Source organism: Streptomyces sp. NBC_00670 (assembly GCF_036226765.1).
Taxonomy (GTDB): domain Bacteria; phylum Actinomycetota; class Actinomycetes; order Streptomycetales; family Streptomycetaceae; genus Streptomyces.
In genome coordinates this window covers 5,617,109-5,635,704 of the sequence record NZ_CP109017.1, presented here as the reverse complement: position 1 = coordinate 5,635,704, position 18,596 = coordinate 5,617,109, and the positions used below count along the sequence as shown (strand labels likewise).

Sequence of the window (18,596 nt, the reverse complement as noted above, 5' to 3'; positions counted from 1 at the left end):
CCGCCGATCAGTACCCGTCGGCACCCTGGAAGACGGCAAGCGTCGCCCACCGCTCGCCGGTCCCCGTCAGCCCTCCCGCACCCGACGACCGGCGCACGGCCGCCTGAAATCGGGGGTTGCTCATGACCGCACAGACCTCGGCGATACGGAGGTTCGGGTCCACGGCCAGAGGCAGGCTGGCCGCGGTCGGACGCACCGTCACCGACTGGGGCGGCCGCAAACGGCGGCGCGCGGCACTCGTCGAACAGCACCGGCTCCACTTCGACCTGCTGTGCAAGGCCATGGACGATCCCGCGCTCGCCGCCGTCCTGGACACCTACGACAACGAGGTCCCGGCCGAGCGGCAGCGCCAGTACCTGTTCGCCAACGCCCTCTACGTCAACGCGCTGTACTTCCACCGCATCGGGGCGCTGAGCCTGGCCGAACTCTACGGCCACGTACGGATGATGTGCCGGAACGCGGTCTTCCGCGAGTACTGGCAGGCGACCCGCAGACATCGCGACAGCCTGCCCGAGTGGTCCGAGGAGGCGCGGATCGGCAGGATGATGGACGCCCTGGTGCGCGACATGGACGCACTGGTCGCCGACCAGGACGACGGGGAGCTCGAGGAGTGGTGGGTGGTGGGTGAACCGCCATCGGAGTGACGCGGGCCGCCGTTCGTCAACACCGGGCCGCCACCTGTGTGTCCGCGAGGAGACGCGTGCGTTGTGGGGCGCTATTCTACCCGCAGCTTGCCGGGCCCAAACCCGTTGCGAGCTGCCTCTTTTGTGCGGCTTCCCCTGCCGCACGGCGTCCCGGGCTCCCGTGGCGGCCCGTCCTTCGACCAGGCTAGGAACGGACTTGAAGATCGTGCGTCGCATCGGCGCCTCGCCCCGGGAGCGCGGCAGCGCGACGGGCCAGAGCTGCCCCGACATCTTCGAGCTGAGCGACGGCAACTTCGCCGTCATCGGCACCGAGGCAACCGCGCAACTCGACGCCGAGCTCCCCCCGGACGCGTCCCGCGCGGCCTACGAACGCATCGTGGTCATCACCCGCGACACACTGCTCCGGGCAAAGGCCGACATCCCGGACGCATGAGTGAGGCGGCGGGGGCGCGCCCCATAGGGGCGCGGGGGAACTGCGCGAGCAACCACACACGACCCGCACCCGCCAACGAACCGCCCCCCCGGAGGCAGCAGGCGGCGCGAACCGGGGGCCAAGGGGCGCAGCCCCGACCGGCACGCACAACAAACTCAGGTTAGGCTCACCTCTGTGAGTACGTGCACCACCGCGTCCCAGGCCCTCGCCGAACCCCTCCCCGGCACCGCCGCCCCCGCACGGACCTGGCTGCTCCTCGAACAGCCCGGCCCCTGGGGCGTCAAGGCCCTCACGTCGAGCCAGCTCGACCCCCGCCTCGGCCGCGCCCTGGAGGCCGCCGCGAAGGACACCGGCGTCCGTCTCGCCCTGATCCGCCGCCCCGGCCGTCACGCCGACCCGGACCCGGGCGCACCGGCCCGCACGGACGAAGCCGCACCTCCCGTACGACAGGTGTACGCCGCCCACACCCTCCCCGGCCTCTCCTGGCTGCACGGCGCCACCGTCACCGACCCCGAACAGCTGCTCGACCTCGACTTCGCGGCGCTCGGCGCGGGCGACCCGCACACCTTCGACAGCGCCCTCGGCGGCCGCCCGCACACCGGCGACCCGCTGGCCCTGGTGTGCACCAACGGCAAGCGCGACCGGTGCTGCGCCGTCCTCGGCCGGCCCCTGGCCACCGAGCTGGCCGCCGCCGGTGTGCCGGGCACCTGGGAGGTCACCCATCTGGGCGGCCACCGTTTCGCGCCCACCGTGCTCGTCCTGCCGTACGGCTACGCGTACGGGCGGGCGTCGGCGCCGCTGGTCCGGGAGGCACTGCGCGGCGTGCGCGAGGGGCGGATCGTGCTGGAGGGCTGCCGCGGCGGCTCGGCCTGGGAGCGGCCCGCGCAGGCCGCCGAGCTCGCCGTCCGCGCGCACACCGGCGTCCACGCGGCGGACGCGCTCACCGTGACCCGTACCGAGGGCACGGCACCGCACTGGGAGGTCACGGTCGCGCACGCGGACGGCCGCCTCTGGCGCGTCACCGTGGAGCAGGGCGCCTCCTCGCCGCCCCGCCCGGAGAGCTGCGGCTCGGTCCTCGGCTCCCCGGCCCGGATGGACGTGACGGCCGTACGCGAGCTGCACCCGACGGCCGCGGGCACGGCCCGACGCTGACCTGCCGTCGGCGGCTCCCCGAGTTCCCCGCCGCACCCCCTGGGGCACGGCGCACGCGCCCCGTACCGTCGTGCCCATGAGTCCCCGCACTCCCGTACGACGCCTGCGCCTCGGCCTGCCGCGGCGCGTTTTCTCGCAGGTCCTGCTGATGCAGGTGACGATCGCCGCGGGCGTCGCCGTGCTCGCGACCGGGCTGTTCCTCGCCCCGCTCGGACAGCAGCTCGACGACCAGGCGATGCGCCGCGCCCTCGCGATCGCCCAGACCACCGCCGCCCAGCCGCGGATCGCCGAGGAGTTCCGCACCTCCCGGCCGACGCCCGACGGGCCGGTGCAGCGGGAGGCGGAACGTATCCGCAGGGCGAGCGGGGCGGAGTACGTGGTGGTGATGAACCTGCGCGGGGTGCGCTGGTCGCACACCGATCCGAGCCGCATCGGCGACGTCGTCTCGACCGACCCCAGCAAGGCCCTGGCGGGCGAGGAGGTGATGGGGATCGATCGCGGCACCCTGGGCCGCTCGGCCCGCGGCAAGGTGCCGCTGCGCGACGAGAACGGCCGGATCATCGGCGCGGTCTCGGTGGGCATCGAGTACAACAGCGTCCGCGCCAAGCTCGTGCACGCGATACCCGGGCTGTTCGCGTACGCCGGCGCGGCCCTGGCCATCGGCGCGCTGGCGGCGTACCTGATCTCCCGGCGGGTCCAGCGGCAGACCCGTGACCTGGCCTTCTCCGACATCTCCGCCCTGCTCTCGGAGCGTGAGGCGATGCTGCACGGCATCAAGGAGGGCGTCGTCGCCCTGGACCGCGCCGGATGTGTCCGGCTGCTCAACGACGAGGCGCAGCGGCTGCTGGGCATCGGCGAGGAGGCCGTGGGCCGCCCCCTGGACGAGGCGCTCGGCGCCGGACGCACCACGGACGTGCTGGCCGGACGCGTCACCGGCACCGATCTGCTGACGGTGCGCGGGCACCGGGTACTGCTCGCCAACCGCATGCCCACCGACGACGGCGGCGCGGTCGCCACCCTGCGCGACCGCACCGAGCTGGAGCGGATCGGGCGCGAGCTGGACTCCACGCGCGGCCTCATCGACGCCCTGCGCGCCCAGGACCACGAGCACGCCAACCGGATGCACACCCTCCTGGGGCTGCTCGAACTGGAGATGTACGAGGACGCGGTGGAGTTCGTCGGGGAGGTGGTCGGTGATCACCGGGTCACGGCGGAGCAGGTGACCGAGAAGGTCCAGGACCCGCTGCTGGCGGCCCTCCTCGTCGGCAAGGCGACCGTCGCCGCCGAGCGCGGGGTGGCCCTGTGGGTCTCCGACGGGACGCTGCTGCCGGACCGGCTGATCGACCCCAGGGGGCTGGTCACCGTTCTCGGCAACCTGGTGGACAACGCCCTGGACGCCGTCGGCGGGACGCGGCACGCGCGCGTGGAGGTCGAATTGCGCGCCGAGGGGCGAACGGCGGTCCTCAGGGTGCGCGACACCGGCCCGGGCATCCCGGCGGACCGGCGGGAGCTGATCTTCACCGACGGGTGGTCCACCAAGCAGCCGCCGGCCCACGGCAAGCGCGGGATCGGCCTCTCCCTGGTGCACCGGCTCGCCGAACGGCAGGGCGGGAGCGTCCGCGTGGGCGAGGCGGACGGCGGTGGCGCCGAGTTCACGGTCGTGCTGCCGGAGGCGCTCTCCGAGGAGCCGTCGCGGGACGCCGGGCCGGCCGCCGACGGCGCCCGGGGGCGCCCGCTGCACGCACCTGGGGGCTCCTTCGTCGAGGAGCCCCCAGGGTGACCGCTCAGCCGGTGGCCTTTTTCACGAACTCCGTGGTGTACGTCTTGCTCAGGTCGATCGTCGCGTTCTTGATGTTGGGGTTGAACGCCTTGAGGACACGTTCCACGGTGGCCGGTCCGTCGGGGGGCATCACGCCGTCCTTGGTGAACATCGGCAGCGTGCTCTTGATCGCGCCCGCGTACAGCTTCTTGTCGCCCTGGGAGTAGTCGGCGGGCATCTTGTCCGCGATCTGCGTCGCGCTGTGCGTGGACATCCACGTGAGGGTCTTCACGAAGGCGTTGGCCAGCTTCTGGACGGTGTCCTTGTGGCTGTTGGCCCACTCCGTCTGCATGTAGAGGCTCGACGACGGATAGGGGCCGCCGAGCGCCTCCTGGGAGCCCTCGGGGGTGCGCATGTCGATGAGCACCTTGCCGAGGTCCTTGCGCAGGATCTGCGCGACGGTCGGGTCCGTGGTCATCCCGGCGTCGATGGAACCCTTCTGCAGTGCGGAGATGAACGTGGGGCCCGCGCCGACGGCGACGGGGCTGAAGTCGCTCACGTTCACGCCGTTCTTCACGGCGAGGTACTTGCTGAGGAAGTCGGTCGAGGAGCCGAGGCCGGTGATGCCGAGCTTGCGGCCCTTGAAGTCCTTGGGCGAGGTGATGTCGTCGGCGTGCTTCTTGGAGACGACCTCCACCTCGCCGGGCGCCTGGGAGAACTGCACGACGGACTCCACGTGCTTGCCCTTGGTCTGCAGGTCGAGGGTGTGGTCGTAGAAGCCGACGGCGCCCTGGACCTGTCCCGAGACGAGCGCGGTCTCGGCCTGCACACCGGCCGGCTCGCTCAGCAGTTCGACGTCGAGACCCTCGGCGTCGAAGTAGCCGAGCCGCTGGGTGAGCATCGCGGGCAGGTAGATGACCTTGTCCAGGCCACCGACCATGATCTTGACCTTGACGCCCTTGCCGTCGCCCTTGCTGCCGGAGCCGGAGGAGGTCGTGCTGGAGGCGTCGTCGGCGCAGGCGGTGAGCGAGGTGAGGGCGAGCAGGGCGGCGGTGGCCAGGGCGGCGTATCTGGCGGTCCTCGGGGTGCGCATGGTTCACGTCCTTCTGGAGGTGGTGCGGGGAGCGGTACGGGGCGACGGAAGGGGCCCTTGAGGGCTGGGGAGGCGCGGGCCGGTCAGCGGCCGCCCTCCGACGGCTTCCAGCGGAAGATGCGGCGCTCGGCGAAGGTGAGCAGCCCCTCGGCGACGAGCGCGACCGCGGCGAGGATGACCATGGCCGCGTACACGCCGGCCGCGTTGAACGTGCCCTGGGACTGCGCGACGAGCAGGCCGATGCCCTTGGTGGCGCCGATGTACTCGCCGACGATGGCGCCGATGAGGGCGAACCCGAAGCTGACATGGAGGCTGGTGAAGATCCAGGAGGTGGCCGACGGGATGACCACCTGGAAGGTCACCCGGCGGTCGCTCGCCCCGAGGATGCGGGCGTTGGCGACCAGGTTGCGGTCGACCTCGCGGGCGCCCTGGAAGGCGTTGAAGAAGACCGGGAAGAAGACGAGGACCACGGCCGAGGCGATCTTGGAGGCCGGCCCGAGCCCGAACCAGATGACGAAGATCGGCGCGAGGACGATCCTGGGGATCGAGTTGAGCACCTTGATGTAGGGGCCGAGGATGTCGGCGAGGAACGTGATCCGGCCCAGGGCGATGCCGAGGACGACACCGGCGACGACGCCGAACACCCAGCCGAGCAGCGCCTCCTGGAGCGTGTACCAGATCTGCTCGCCGAGCGAGCCGAGCGCCGTGCCGTGGGTGATCCAGGTCCAGATCTGGTCCCAGATCTTCGACGGCATCGAGAAGTTGAACGGATCGATGACCTCGGCGCGGGAGAGCAGCTCCCACAGGCCGAGGACGACGACGAGGACCAGGACGCGGGCGGCGGTGACGACCAGTCTGCGTCTGCGCGCGGCACGCGCGCGTGCCGGGGAACGGTCGGAGACGGTCTTCTCGGCCGCCGCCACGGCGACCGCGGTCTCGGGCAGGATCTCAGGCGACATCGGCGACACCCCTCTCGCGGGTGATGCGGACCTCTTCACCGAGGGACTCCCAGATCTCGCGGTAGATCTCGATGAACCGCGGCTCCAGGCGCACCTCCTCGACCTTGCGGGGTCTTGGCAGGTCGATGTCGAAGACCTGCTTCACGGTGGCGGGGCCCGCCGTCATGACGACGACCTTGTCGGCCAGGGCGATGGACTCCTCCAGGTCGTGGGTGACGAAGACGACGGAGGCCCGGGTGCCGCCCCACAGCTCCAGCAGTTCGTCCGACATCAGCGCCCTGGTCTGCACGTCGAGCGCGGAGAACGGCTCGTCCATGAGCAGGATCTCCGGGTCGTTGACGAAGGTCGCGGCAAGGGCGACCCGCTTGCGCTGGCCGCCGGAGAGCTGGTGCGGATAGCGGTCCTCGAAGGCGCCGAGGCCGACCCTGGCCAGCCAGGCGCGCGCCTTCTCGCGCGCCTCCGCCTTGGGCACGCCCCGGAAACGGGGGCCCGCCATGACGTTGGACAGGACCGTGCGCCAGGGGAAGGTGGCGTCCTGCTGGAAGACGAAGCCGACCTTGTCGCCGACCCCGCGCACCGGCCGACCGGAGACGAGGACCTCACCCTCGGTGGGCTCCTCCAGACCGCTGACGAGGGTCAGCGTGGTCGACTTGCCGCAGCCGGTGGGGCCGACGACGGCCACGAACTCACCCTGTCCGATGGTGAGGTCGAGCCCCCGGACGGCGGTGTGCAGACCCCCCGACGGGGTCTTGAAGGTCTTGCCGGCGCCCCGCAGTTCGATGGCGGGGCCGATGTCTGCGCTCATGGCCGAGGACCGTAGGTGTGACGGGGCCCACGACAGCAGTCTTCTGCGACCTGAACGTTCTTTTGCCTGCAACAGCCTGTTGTGCTCGTTTTGCTCGCGCTACAACCAGGAGGCCGAAAACAACGGGTACCGCGCCCGTCGGCCTTGAAGGAGAGGCCCGATGATTGACGTCCTGGTGGTCGACGACGACTTCCGCGTCGCCGAGATCAACGCCAAGTACGTGGCGAAGGTTCCCGGCTTCCGGGTCTCCGCCCACGCGCACAGTGCCGCGCAGGCGCTGGCCGCCGTGGCGCGCTCCCCCGTCGACCTGGTGCTGCTCGACCACTACCTGCCCGACCGTACGGGTCTTGAGCTGGTGCACAGCATGCGCGAGCGCGGCCACGGCACCGACGTCATCATGATCACGGCGGCCAGTGACGTCGCCACCGTGCGGGCGGCCATGCGGCTCGGTGCGCTGCACTACCTGGTGAAGCCGTTCACCTTCGCCGCGCTGCGTGCCCGCCTGGAGTCGTACGCCGCCCTGCGCCGCACGGTGGAGCGGGTCGGCGGGCACGGACCGGCGGGACAGGAGCAGGTGGACCGGATCTTCGGCGCACTGCGGACCGGGACGGCGCCGTCCACTCCCGGGCTGCCCAGCGGCCACTCGGAGCCGACCACCGACCTCATCTGCGCGGTGCTGCACCGTGCCGAGCATCCGCTGTCGGCCCATGAGGTGGCCGCCGAGACGGGCCTGAGCCGCTCCACCGCCCAGCGCTACCTTCGCCACCTGGAGCAGGCGGGACGGCTGAGCCTGTCCCTGAAGTACGGCGACACCGGGCGCCCGGAGCACCGGTACGCCTGGGTGGCCCCGTGAGGCCGTAGCGGGCGGGAACGGCCCGGCGGCCCCACTCCGTCACACCGCGCCGGCGCCGGTGAGCGAGCGCACCTCCGTCTCGGCGTGCTTGGCCTCGTCGGGGGGCTCCGCCGAGGTGACCGTGCCGAGCCAGCCGGCCAGGAAACCGAGCGGGATCGAGACGATCCCGGGGTTGCGCAGCGGGAAGTACTGCAGGTCGACGCCGGGGAACAGCGAGTCGGGGCTGCCGGAGACCACCGGGGAGAGCAGCACCAGGAGCAGCGCGGGGACCAGGCCGCCGTAGACCGCCCAGACCGCGCCGCGCGTGGTGAAGCCGCGCCAGAACAGCGTGTACATCAGCACCGGGAGGTTGGCGGAGGCGGAGACCGCGAAGGCGAGGCCCACGAGGAAGGCCACGTTGAGATCGCGGGCGAGCAGCCCGAGCGCGATCGCGACGACGCCGATCCCGACCGCCGCGACCCGCGCCACGCCGACCTCCCCGCGCTGCCGTCCGCCGGGCCTGCGCAGCGCCGCGTACAGGTCGTGGGCCACGGAGGCCGACGAGGCGAGGGTGATGCCGGCGACCACCGCGAGGATCGTGGCGAAGGCGACGGCGGCGACCACGGCGAACAGGACCGTCCCCCCGGTGGTGTCGGGACCGCCGCCCAGGTCGAGCGCGAGCAGCGGTACGGCCGTGTTCCCGGCCGCGTTGGAGCTCCGCAGCGCCTCGGGCCCGACCAGCGCCGCCGCCCCGAAGCCGAGCACGATCGTCATCAGGTAGAAGCCCCCGATCAGCCCCACCGACCACACCACCGAGCGGCGTGCGGCCCGCGCCGTCGGCACGGTGTAGAAGCGCGACAGGATGTGCGGCAGCCCCGCCGTGCCCAGGACCAGCGCCAGACCGAGACTGACGAAGTCCGCCCGCGCGGTCCAGCCGCCGCCGTACTTCAGCCCGGGCGCGAGGAAGGCCGCCCCGTGCCCGCTGCGGTCCATTGCGGTGCGCAGCAGGACGTCGACGTTCCCGTGGAACCTGACCAGCACCAGCACCGTCAGCACGACCGTCCCGCCGAGCATCAGCACCGACTTGACGATCTGGATCCACGTCGTGGCCCGCATGCCGCCGAACGACACATAGACCACCATGAGCGCGCCGACCCCGATCACCGTCCAGGACCGCGCCGCCTCGCCGGTGCCGCCGAGCAGCAGCGCCACCAGGCTGCCGGCCCCCACCATCTGCGCCACGAGGTACAGCACCGAGACCGTCACCGACGACGTCCCCGCGGCGATGCGCACCGGCCGCTCCCGCATGCGCGCCGCCACGACGTCGGCCAGCGTGAACCGCCCGCAGTTGCGCACCAGTTCGGCGACGAAGAACAGCACCACCAGCCAGGCGACCAGGAAGCCCACCACATAGAGCAGCCCGTCGTACCCGAACAGCGCGATGAGTCCGGTGACGCCCAGGAAGGACGCGGCGGACAGATAGTCACCCGCGAGGGCAAAACCATTCTCCATCGGTGAGAACAGCCGCCCGCCCGCGTAGAACTCCTCGGCCGAGCCGTGCCGGTTCCGGCTGACCCATGTCGTGATCGCCAGCGTCACCGCCACGAATCCGCTGAACAGTGCCAGCGCCAACGTCTGATGATGCCCCGTCACCGCTGCCCGCCCCCGCTGTTCCGCGTCAACTCCTGTGTGGTCCAGCGCAGATCGAGCGCCGCCCGGTCCCGGCGCAGCCGGGCGTGCCGCGCATAGGCCCAGGTGAGCAGGAAGGTGCTGAGGAACTGCCCGAGCCCCGCCAGCATCGCCACGTTCACCACGCCCGCCACCGGCCGGGCCATCACCCCCGGCGCCGTCGTCGCGGTCACCACATAGCCCACGTACCAGGCGAGGAAGACGACCGCCCCCGGAATCACGAACCTGCGGTACCGACCGCGCACTTCCTGGAACGCGGCGCTGGACCACACCTCCAGATAAACCTCGGCCGCCTCCCGCTCACGCTCCCGCCGCGGTGCCGGAACCGCCGGCGCGGCAAGGCCCGTACCGTCCGTCTCCCCCCAGCCGGCGGCGAGCGCGTCGTACCAGGGGTCGTCGTACCCGGCGTCCGGCCCGCGCCCCGCACCCGGCGTCACCGGGTCATGGGGATCGTGGTGCTCCGGGGGGTCCTCGGCGCCACCCCCGTCGGCGCGGGGACGGCCGTTGCGTGACTGCATGCCCCAAGGATGGACAGACCAGGAGGTTCCCCGACTCTTCTTCCCTCAGCTCTTCACCCCATCAGGTGACTCACTCGACAGATCGCACCAACCCCTTCCGAAAGGCGTAACGCACCGCCTGCGCACGGTCCTTGAGCCCGGTCTTGGCGAACATGTTGTTGATGTGCGTCTTCACCGTCGCGGTGGAGACATGGAGCCGCCGGGCGATCTCCTGGTTGCTGAGCCCCTCCGCGATCAGCACCAGCACCTCCGCCTCCCGCACGGTGAGCCCGTCCGGCGCCTCCTCGGGAGACGTAACCGCCGCCTCGGGCTCGTCCAGCCGTTCCAGCAGCCGCCGTTGGATGCTCGGGGCGAGGCCGGCCTGCCCGGAGACCACGCTCCGCACCGCCCGGAGAATCTCGTCACCCCCCGCGTCCTTGGTCAGATAACCCCGGGCACCGGCCCGGAGCGCCGGGAACAACGACTCGTCGTCCCCGAAGGTGGTCAGCACGACGACCTGGGTGCCCGGGTACTCGGCCCGGATGCGCCGGGTCGCCTCCACCCCGTCGCAACGGGGCATGCGCAGGTCCATCAGCACCACGTCCGGCGCCAGTTCCCCGACGAGCCGCACGGCCTCGTCCCCGTCACCTGCCGCGCCCACGACCTCCAGCCCCGGCAGCAGTCCGAGCAGCATCACGATGCCCTCGCGCACCACCGTCTGATCGTCCGCGACGACGACCCGCACCGGTTTCCCGTCCTCCTCCCGCGTCATACCGGCACCTTCAGCGTCACCACGAACCCCTCCTCGCCCGGCCCCGCCTCCAGCGAACCGCCCAGCAGCTCGGCCCGCTCCCGCATGCCCAGCAGACCGTACCCCCCGCCCGTACCGCTGAGTTCGCCCGGCGGCCCTCCGGTGTCCCGCACATCCAGCGTCACCTGCCGCTCCGCGTACTCCAGCCGCAGGTGCACCCTGGCGCCCGGAGCGTGTTTGCGGACGTTGGTGAGGGCTTCCTGGGCGACCCTGCGCACCGCCTGCGACGCCTCGGCCGACAGCGGCCGCCGTTCCCCCGCAACAGTGACATCGGCACCGTCCGCCGCGGTGACGAGCTCGGTCAGGAACTCCTCCACCGGGGACACCTCACCGCGCAGCGCGGACAGTGCCTGCCGGGTCTCCGCGAGCCCCTCCCGGGCCATCCCCCGGGCGGCCACGACCCGCTCGAGCACGCGCTCCCGCTCGGCCCCCCTCTCGATCAGCAACCGGGCCGCCTCCAGATGCACCAACTGGGCCGAGAGGCTGTGCGCCAGCACGTCGTGGATCTCCCGGGCTATCCGCGCCCGCTCCGCCAGCGCCGCCGACTCCGCCTCGGCCGCCCGCGCCGCCCGCTCCTGCGCGAGCAACCGCTGCGACTGCCCCCGCGCCTCGGCGTCCAGCCGCAGCACATACCCGGCGAGCGCGAGTCCGGCGGTCGTCGCGACCGTGGTCAGCCGCGCGTCGTCATTGACCACCGCGTACGCAGACAGGGCGAGCGAGGCGACCGGCAGAGCCGCCACCAGGGGCAGCCGCTCCAGCGCCGTCACGGCACAACCACACCAGATCACCAGCGCCGGCACGGTCAACCCCACGGCCCCGCCCGCGACCGCCATCGCCAGGAGAAGCACAAGCAGCGCCAGCGACCGCACCAGCCGGTGCGCGAGGGTCGTGCGGTACAGCCCCCAGGCGGCCGCAGCCGCCACGAATATGCCGGCGATCGCCCCGCCCAACTCCCACCCCCGCACGGGAGCGTCGCGGAACGCGCCCCACAGCAGCATGGCGAGGACCAGCACCCGCACGGTCCGGCTGAGCGCCCGCCGGGGCCGGGAGGATGCGCTCAGCGTGAGCGCCTCGCGGGAGGGCCAGCGCGTCCACACGTTCTCCGTCACACGGGCTCCTTCCACCCGGCCCGGCCCAGGGCCACCGCGGCACGACCGCCCTCCGGCACCACCGCCCGCGCCCTCCGGACCAGAATCCCCGAGCGGACCAGCAGAGTCACCGCCAGCGCCAGCACCAGAGCCGAACTGTCCTGATGGATACCCAGCGCCGCGCCCACCCCGAAGAGCCCGGCCCGCAGGGCTATGCCGGCACCCCACACCACCACCCCCGCCGCGGTGCTCCTGCTCCACACACCCCCGTCCGGCTCCGCCCACACCCGCGAGGTCCAGGCCCAGCCGGCCCCCACGGCCAGACCTATGAGCAGCTCGGCCACGAGCAGCGCCAGGGATCCCACACGGTGGTGCGCATCGACGAGCCCCGGCTCACGCACCGCGAGCACGGCGAGGACACCCGGCACGATCCACCAGCGCCGATCCGTGTCCACTCGACGCGTACGGAACTGGCGTACGACCACCAGCACCACAGCGGCGGCGATCAGCAGAACATCGACGACTCCGGACATCCCGGCCTCCGTGAGCGAAAGAAGCGGACGGAACGACGACCGCCGTTCACGCCCACGACGCTACGGAAAACCGCAGACCAGCGAATCGGAGCAGGGGTGGAGCCAAGGTGGAACCCCGCCTCCACCCACGGGTGGAGCCGGACCGACGGCGGCGCGCCCCAAGCACCTGTCAGCCGCGTACGCACGCGAGGGGACACGGGGTGTGTCCGCCCGCACCGCCAGCCAGCCTCCACCGACAAGCCCCCGCCCCCGCTCAGCTCGGCCAAGCCCTGCGGCAGCGCTCAGCCCAGCTCAGGTCAGCCCAGCTCAGCTCAGCCCAGCTCAGCGGCAGCGCTCACGCATCAATACGCGACCGGTCCAACGTAGCCGCCGAACTGGAGATGAACTCCTTCCGCGGCGCCACGTCATTGCCCATCAGCAGGTCGAACACCGTCTCCGCCGCCTCCAGGTCGGAGAGGTTGATCCGCCGCAGCGTCCGGTGCCGCGGATCCATCGTCGTCTCGGCCAGCTGGTCGGCGTCCATCTCGCCGAGCCCCTTGTACCGCTGGATGGAGTCCTTGTACCGGATGTTCTTGCTCTGGAACTCCAGCAGCCTGTCCCGCAGCTCACGGTCCGAGTACGTGTACACGTACTTGTCCTGGCCCTTCTTCGGCTGGACCAGCTCGATCCGGTGCAGCGGCGGCACCGCCGCGAACACCCGCCCCGCCTCGACCATGGGCCGCATGTACCGGTGGAACAGCGTGAGCAGCAGCGTACGGATGTGCGAACCGTCCACATCCGCGTCGGTCATCATGATGATCTTGCCGTACCGCGCCGTGTCGATGTCGAAGGTCCGCCCGGAACCCGCCCCTATGACCTGGATGATCGCCCCGCACTCGGCGTTCTTCAGCATGTCGGTGACGGACGACTTCTGCACGTTCAGGATCTTGCCGCGGATCGGCAACAGCGCCTGGAACTCGGAGTTCCGGGCGAGCTTGGCCGTACCCAGCGCGGAGTCGCCCTCGACGATGAACAGCTCGCTGCGGTCGACGTCGTCACTGCGGCAGTCGGCCAGCTTGGCCGGCAGGGACGAGGACTCCAGCGCGGTCTTGCGGCGCTGCGCGTCCTTGTGCTGGCGCGCGGCGATCCGAGTCCGGGCCGCGGCGACGGCCTTCTCCATGACCACGCGGGCCTGCGCGGCGGCGTCCCGCTTGGTGGAGGTGAGGAACGCCTTGAGTTCCTTGGAGACGACGTTGGCCACGATACGGCGGGCCGCGGACGTGCCGAGGACCTCCTTGGTCTGCCCCTCGAACTGGGGCTCGGCCAGCCGGACGGTGACGACCGCGGTCAGCCCCTCCAGAGCGTCGTCCTTGACGATGTCGTCCTCGGCGACACGCAGCAGCTTCTTGGCGCGCAGGACCTCGTTGAACGTCCGGGCGACGGCCTGTTCGAAGCCGGCGACATGGGTGCCGCCCTTGGGGGTGGCGATGATGTTGACGAAGGACCTGACCGTGGTGTCGTAGCCGGTGCCCCAGCGCAACGCCACGTCGACGCCCAGTTCGCGCACGACGTCGGTGGGCGTCATCTGCCCGTCGTCGTCCAGGACGGGAACGGTCTCCTTGAAGGTGCCCTGTCCGCTGAAGCGGAGTACGTCGCAGACCGGCCGGTCGGTGGCCAGGTACTCGCAGAACTCGCTGATGCCGCCGTCGTAGCGGAACGACTCCTCGCCCTTGCTGCCGCCCTCGCCGAGCCCGTACTCGTCGCGCACGACGATGGTCAGGCCGGGGACGAGGAACGCGGTCTGCCGGGCGCGCTGGTGCAGCGTCTCCAGGGAGAGCCTGGCGTCCTTGAGGAAGATCTGGCGGTCGGCCCAGTAGCGCACCCGCGTACCGAGGCGTGACTTGGGGATCTTCTTGGCCTTGCGCAGCCCCCCGCCGGCCTCGAACTTGGCGTCCGGCCCCGCCCCGGCGAAGGCGCCGGGGACTCCGCGCCGGAAGCTGACGGCGTGGGTGTGGCCGTTCCTGTCGACCTCGACGTCGAGCCGGGCGGACAGGGCGTTGACCACGGAGGCGCCGACGCCGTGCAGACCGCCGGAGGCCGCGTAGGAGCCGCCGCCGAACTTGCCGCCCGCGTGCAGCTTGGTCATGACGACCTCGACGCCGGACAGGCCGGTCTTCGGCTCGACGTCGACCGGGATGCCGCGGCCGTTGTCGCGGACCTCGACCGAGCCGTCGTCGTGCAGGACGACGTCGATGTGGTCGCAGTGGCCCCCCAGGGCCTCGTCGACGGAGTTGTCGATGATCTCCCACAGGCAGTGCATCAGACCGCGGCTGTCGGTGGATCCGATGTACATACCGGGGCGCTTGCGTACGGCCTCGAGACCCTCGAGGACGAGGAGGTGCCGCGCGGTGTAGTTGGAACCGTCCCGGTCTGCTCCGGTCAGAAGCGCTGTGGACGGCACGGACGTCTCGGCGGTCACGCGGTTCGCTCCTCGCTGAATTTCGAATGGGGCCCTTGAGGGTAAGGGCGGGGCTTCGTCGCGGGTCCGAGCGTACCGAGCCCTGGTAGAGCCGTTGTCACGCCACCCTCCTCCCGGACCCAGACTAGTTCAGGCTCGCACGGGCGTTCGATGCCTCGATGGAGTGAAGTACATATCACGTTCCCTTCGGGGCATGAACCATTTAGGCTCCGGGCACGTCCTCATGAACACCGGCAAGCCGGCCGGGAGGACCGACACCCCTGACAGACAGCGCGAAACCGTACGACACAGAGAAACGCACTACGGCACATTCGCCGCCAACCGGCAGCAGACAGCCGGCCCCGGAGAGATTTTTCCGAGGAAAGCGCCGCGAGCGGGAACGTTTTCGGCCTGGTTGGATGTTGACCCTGGTACGACAGCTCGTCGAGCTAGAGAAGAGGCGACGTGACTACTGTTCTGACCCCCGCGACCCCGCTGACGGCGGCCGACCGCTGCGACCGTTGCGGCGCCCAGGCCTACGTACGCGTGGTCCTCCTGAGCGGTGGAGAACTGCTCTTCTGCGCCCACCACGGTCGCAAGTTCGAGCCGGAACTCAAGAAGATCGCCGCTGAGATACAGGACGAGACGCAGCGCCTGACGTCCGTTCCGGCCACCGCTTCCGAAGAGGAGCGCTGACACTTCGCGTCGACGACGAGCGAGTGCCGGCACCAGGCCGGCGAAACGGGCGGCCGTCCCCTCACCTGGGGGCGGCCGCCCGTACGCGTGTTCCGAAGGCGGTACTCAGCGTCCGGCGCTGAGCGTGTGTACGACGTCCGCGACGCGCGTGTAGACACCGGGGCTCTCCGGCTGCCCGCAGCCGTTCCCCCAGGACACCAGGCCGATCAGGCGCCCCCGCGCCACCAGTGGGCCGCCGCTGTCCCCCTGGCAGGCGTCCCGGCCCCCTTCCGTCTCCCCGGCGCACAGCATCGAGCCGGCCAGGTAGGTGCCGTCCCGGCTGCCCGGATAGGCCGCCTTGCATGCCTCGTCGGACAGGACGTGCACGGGCGCGGCCCGCAGGTCGCGCGGATAGGCGCCGGCCCCCGTGGTGTCCCCCCAGCCGTACACCGTGGCCTGCTCGCCCGGCGTGTAGGCGGGGTCGTCGGCGCCCGCCATCCTGATGACCGAGTTCTCGGGAAGCGGCGACGCGAGGGTCAGCAGGCCGAAGTCGCCGGCGTTGGTGTCACTGTCGTACCGCGGGTTGACCCACACGCTGCGGACGGCGACCTCCTCGCCCTGCGTGGACAGCAGATCCGTACGGCCCGCGATGACCTTGAAGTCGCGGGCGCGCGGTGAGCCCAGGACGTCCCGCTCCAGACAGTGCGCGGCGGTGAGAACGGCCGTGCGGGCGACCACGACCCCTCCGCAGAAGTGTCCCGCTCTGCTTCCCCCGAACCGGTCACGGCTGGACAGGGCGACCGTCCAGGGGCTCTGGGAGACGTCGACGGGATGGCCGCCGATCACGACGCTGTCGGCGGTGGCGGTGGCGGGCGCGGCCAGTGGTATCACGGCCGCTGCGGCCCCGAGGGCCAGGGCCCGGGCAAAGGGACGACGCATGCGCACTCCTCACTCAGAGGTGGTCATGGAACACCCAGAGTGATTCACCTGCCTCCCGCGCGCACACGCAGAGCGGCCGTCCACACGTCGGGAGCGCCGCCGGACCGGCGGCATGCGAAGGGCCCGGCTCCTGGAACGGGAGCCGGGCCCTCGGTCGTGCTGGTGCCCCGGTCAGTCGAGGTAGTCGCGCAGGACCTGGGAGCGGGACGGGTGGCGCAGCTTCGACATCGTCTTGGACTCGATCTGGCGGATGCGCTCACGGGTGACCCCGTACACCTTGCCGATCTCGTCCAGCGTCTTCGGCTGGCCGTCGGTGAGGCCGAACCGCATGGACACGACGCCCGCCTCGCGCTCGGAGAGCGTGTCGAGGACGGAGTGCAGCTGCTCCTGGAGGAGCGTGAAGCTGACCGCGTCGGCCGGGACGACCGCCTCGGAGTCCTCGATGAGGTCACCGAACTCGCTGTCGCCGTCCTCGCCGAGCGGGGTGTGCAGGGAGATGGGCTCGCGGCCGTACTTCTGGACCTCGATGACCTTCTCGGGGGTCATGTCGAGTTCCTTGGCCAGCTCCTCCGGGGTGGGCTCGCGGCCCAGGTCCTGGAGCATCTGGCGCTGCACGCGCGCGAGCTTGTTGATGACCTCGACCATGTGCACCGGGATACGGATGGTGCGGGCCTGGTCGGCCATGGCGCGGGTGATCGCCTGACGGATCCACCAGGTGGCGTACGTGGAGAACTTGTAGCCCTTGGTGTAGTCGAACTTCTCGACCGCGCGGATCAGACCGAGGTTGCCCTCCTGGATGAGGTCCAGGAAGAGCATGCCGCGGCCGGTGTAGCGCTTGGCCAGGGAGACCACCAGACGGAGGTTGGCCTCCAGGAGGTGGTTCTTGGCGCGGCGGCCGTCCTCGGCGATGATCTCCAGCTCGCGCTTGAGCTTGGGAGCCAGCTTGTCGGCGCTCGCCAGTTTGTCCTCGGCGAACAGACCTGCCTCGATGCGCTTGGCGAGCTCGACCTCCTGCTCCGCGTTGAGCAGGGGGACCTTGCCGATCTGCTTGAGGTAGTCCTTGACCGGGTCCGCGGTGGCGCCGGCCGCGGCGACCTGCTGGGCGGGGGCGTCGTCCTCGTCCTCGTCGGAGAGGACGAAACCGGCGCTCTCGGTGCCCTCGGGCTCGTCGCCGCCCTTGTTGGGGGCGTCCTCGAGCGTCTCCTCCTCGGCCAGCTCGGCGTCGTCCTTCTTGGACGTCGTCTTCTTGGCAGCCGTCTTCTTGGTCGCGGTCTTCTTCGCGGCCGCCTTCTTGGCCGTCGTCTTCTTCGCCGCCGCCTTCTTGGCGGGCGCCTCGTCCTCGGCCGGAGCGGCGGCGGGCACCTCCGGGGCGACGGGCGCGGCGGGGGCGGCCTTCTTCGTGGTCACCGGCTTCGCCGCGACCGTCTTGGTGGCGGTGCGCTTGGCCGGACTCTTCGCTGCGACGCTCTTGCGGGTGCGCTTGGGCTCCGCGGCACTGACCATCAGCGTCACACCCTCTTCCTCGAGGATCTGGTTGAGGCTGCGCAGTACGTTCTTCCACTGAGTGGCCGGAATCTGGTCAGCTTCGAAGGCCCGACGCACATCGTCGCCGGCGATCTGCCCCTCAGCCTTTCCCCGCTCGATGAGCGCCATGACAGAGACGGACTCGGCGATCTCCGGCGGGAGCGTACGGGATGTGCTGGCCGACACGAACAACCTCTCGGAACGTTGGAAAACGGCTTCCGGCTCCGTCCACGACGGACTGGAGCCGACGACCGCCGACTTGGGGATGGGCCGACGGCGCGGGCGGGGGCCGGGAAGAGACACAGCGCCGAACGCGGCACCCGTATTCCTTCCTCGGCTGTCACCTCTTAGGTCATCGCGCAGTTCCGAGGAGCGTTACGCCCAATCCGCGTGGCCCGAGTCACACCGCGTAACCACTCAAAGAGTGAGGTATCCGATCAGAACGGATCATCTGCGGTCGGATTCGGTACTGCTGCCCGCTCGGGCCGGACCGGTACGACCGCGGTCACCGGCCGGCGGGGCGCCGCGGTCGCCGGCCGCTGCGGTGCCCCGTCGCGTCGGCGTGCGCCGGCCGGCGCGGTGCGGTGCCGTACGGCGGACACCGTCGGGCGACCGGGACGCGGCGGGCGGGGCACCGCCGGGCCGGGTCCGCCGAGATGCCGGCGGGCTCCGGATGCCGGGAGGCTCCAGGTTCCGGATGCCGAGGGCGCGAGGCTGCGGAGGTCG

The 18,596-nt window shown here is 71.3% G+C and carries 17 protein-coding genes; 6 read left to right on the top strand and 11 right to left on the bottom strand.

All coding sequences use genetic code 11. The annotated features are described in order from the left end of the window. Window positions 1-122: 122 nt before the first annotated feature. The 4 genes from OIE12_RS25020 (at window position 123) to OIE12_RS25005 (ending at window position 4,009) form a co-directional block, all read left to right on the top strand. Window positions 123-644, top strand: a complete 522-nt coding sequence (locus OIE12_RS25020; RefSeq protein ID WP_329138948.1) for a DUF6082 family protein — start codon at window positions 123-125, stop codon at window positions 642-644. A gap of 196 nt (window positions 645-840) precedes the next feature. Next, window positions 841-1,077, top strand: a complete 237-nt coding sequence (locus OIE12_RS25015; protein ID WP_329138946.1) for a hypothetical protein — start codon at window positions 841-843, stop codon at window positions 1,075-1,077. A 174-nt stretch (window positions 1,078-1,251) separates the two neighbouring features. Continuing rightward, window positions 1,252-2,229, top strand: a complete 978-nt coding sequence (locus tag OIE12_RS25010; RefSeq protein ID WP_329138945.1) for a sucrase ferredoxin — start codon at window positions 1,252-1,254, stop codon at window positions 2,227-2,229. A 76-nt stretch (window positions 2,230-2,305) separates the two neighbouring features. Next, window positions 2,306-4,009, top strand: coding sequence for a sensor histidine kinase (locus OIE12_RS25005; RefSeq protein ID WP_329138943.1), 1,704 nt, complete (start codon window positions 2,306-2,308; stop codon window positions 4,007-4,009). A 4-nt stretch (window positions 4,010-4,013) separates the two neighbouring features. Here the strand turns inward: OIE12_RS25005 and OIE12_RS25000 are convergent, their stop codons facing one another. The 3 genes from OIE12_RS25000 to OIE12_RS24990 all read right to left on the bottom strand — a co-directional run bounded on the left by OIE12_RS25000 (window position 4,014) and on the right by OIE12_RS24990 (window position 6,845). Next, a complete protein-coding gene (locus tag OIE12_RS25000; protein WP_329138941.1) occupies window positions 4,014-5,081 on the bottom strand; it encodes an ABC transporter substrate-binding protein in 1,068 nt (355 codons plus the stop codon). An 83-nt stretch (window positions 5,082-5,164) separates the two neighbouring features. Next, window positions 5,165-6,040 carry an ABC transporter permease gene (locus OIE12_RS24995; protein WP_329138939.1) on the bottom strand — a complete coding sequence of 292 codons (876 nt, stop codon included), beginning with the start codon at window positions 6,038-6,040 and terminating at the stop codon, window positions 5,165-5,167. Next, window positions 6,030-6,845 (bottom strand): ABC transporter ATP-binding protein, encoded by an 816-nt coding sequence (locus tag OIE12_RS24990; RefSeq protein WP_329138937.1) that lies wholly within the window; start codon window positions 6,843-6,845, stop codon window positions 6,030-6,032. Before OIE12_RS24990 ends, OIE12_RS24995 begins: the two co-directional genes overlap by 11 nt. A gap of 160 nt (window positions 6,846-7,005) precedes the next feature. On the opposite strand from OIE12_RS24990, the gene OIE12_RS24985 reads away from it, so the two are divergent. Further along, complete coding sequence (locus tag OIE12_RS24985) at window positions 7,006-7,698, top strand: response regulator (protein WP_329138935.1); 693 nt, start codon at window positions 7,006-7,008, stop codon at window positions 7,696-7,698. Between the two features lie 39 nt (window positions 7,699-7,737). Here the strand turns inward: OIE12_RS24985 and OIE12_RS24980 are convergent, their stop codons facing one another. The 6 genes from OIE12_RS24980 to OIE12_RS24955 all read right to left on the bottom strand — a co-directional run bounded on the left by OIE12_RS24980 (window position 7,738) and on the right by OIE12_RS24955 (window position 14,753). After that, on the bottom strand, window positions 7,738-9,330 hold the full coding sequence (locus OIE12_RS24980) for a solute symporter family protein (RefSeq protein ID WP_329138933.1): 1,593 nt from the start codon (window positions 9,328-9,330) through the stop codon (window positions 7,738-7,740). Beyond that, window positions 9,327-9,884: a DUF485 domain-containing protein gene (locus OIE12_RS24975; protein WP_329138930.1), complete on the bottom strand. Its 558-nt coding sequence runs from the start codon at window positions 9,882-9,884 to the stop codon at window positions 9,327-9,329. The genes OIE12_RS24980 and OIE12_RS24975 overlap by 4 nt, the downstream gene beginning before the upstream one ends. Window positions 9,885-9,954: 70 nt before the next feature. Next, window positions 9,955-10,635 carry a response regulator transcription factor gene (locus OIE12_RS24970; RefSeq protein WP_329138928.1) on the bottom strand — a complete coding sequence of 227 codons (681 nt, stop codon included), beginning with the start codon at window positions 10,633-10,635 and terminating at the stop codon, window positions 9,955-9,957. Next, window positions 10,632-11,783, bottom strand: a complete 1,152-nt coding sequence (locus OIE12_RS24965; RefSeq protein ID WP_329138926.1) for a sensor histidine kinase — start codon at window positions 11,781-11,783, stop codon at window positions 10,632-10,634. The genes OIE12_RS24970 and OIE12_RS24965 overlap by 4 nt, the downstream gene beginning before the upstream one ends. Continuing rightward, window positions 11,780-12,295: a DUF1453 domain-containing protein gene (locus OIE12_RS24960; protein WP_329138924.1), complete on the bottom strand. Its 516-nt coding sequence runs from the start codon at window positions 12,293-12,295 to the stop codon at window positions 11,780-11,782. The genes OIE12_RS24965 and OIE12_RS24960 overlap by 4 nt, the downstream gene beginning before the upstream one ends. 334 nt (window positions 12,296-12,629) lie before the next feature. After that, complete coding sequence (locus OIE12_RS24955; RefSeq protein ID WP_329138922.1) at window positions 12,630-14,753, bottom strand: DNA gyrase/topoisomerase IV subunit B; 2,124 nt, start codon at window positions 14,751-14,753, stop codon at window positions 12,630-12,632. A gap of 444 nt (window positions 14,754-15,197) precedes the next feature. Here OIE12_RS24955 and OIE12_RS24950 point away from each other — a divergent pair, with 444 nt between their 5' ends. Next, entirely contained in the window at window positions 15,198-15,428 is a 231-nt protein-coding gene (locus OIE12_RS24950; RefSeq protein WP_329138920.1) for a DUF7455 domain-containing protein, read from the top strand. 105 nt (window positions 15,429-15,533) lie between these two features. Here OIE12_RS24950 and OIE12_RS24945 read toward each other — a convergent pair whose 3' ends face one another. Together OIE12_RS24945 and OIE12_RS24940 are read right to left on the bottom strand one after the other, a co-directional pair. Next, window positions 15,534-16,346, bottom strand: coding sequence for a serine protease (locus tag OIE12_RS24945; protein ID WP_329138918.1), 813 nt, complete (start codon window positions 16,344-16,346; stop codon window positions 15,534-15,536). A gap of 171 nt (window positions 16,347-16,517) precedes the next feature. After that, window positions 16,518-18,056 (bottom strand): RNA polymerase sigma factor, encoded by a 1,539-nt coding sequence (locus OIE12_RS24940; protein ID WP_329138916.1) that lies wholly within the window; start codon window positions 18,054-18,056, stop codon window positions 16,518-16,520. Window positions 18,057-18,596: the final 540 nt, after the last annotated feature.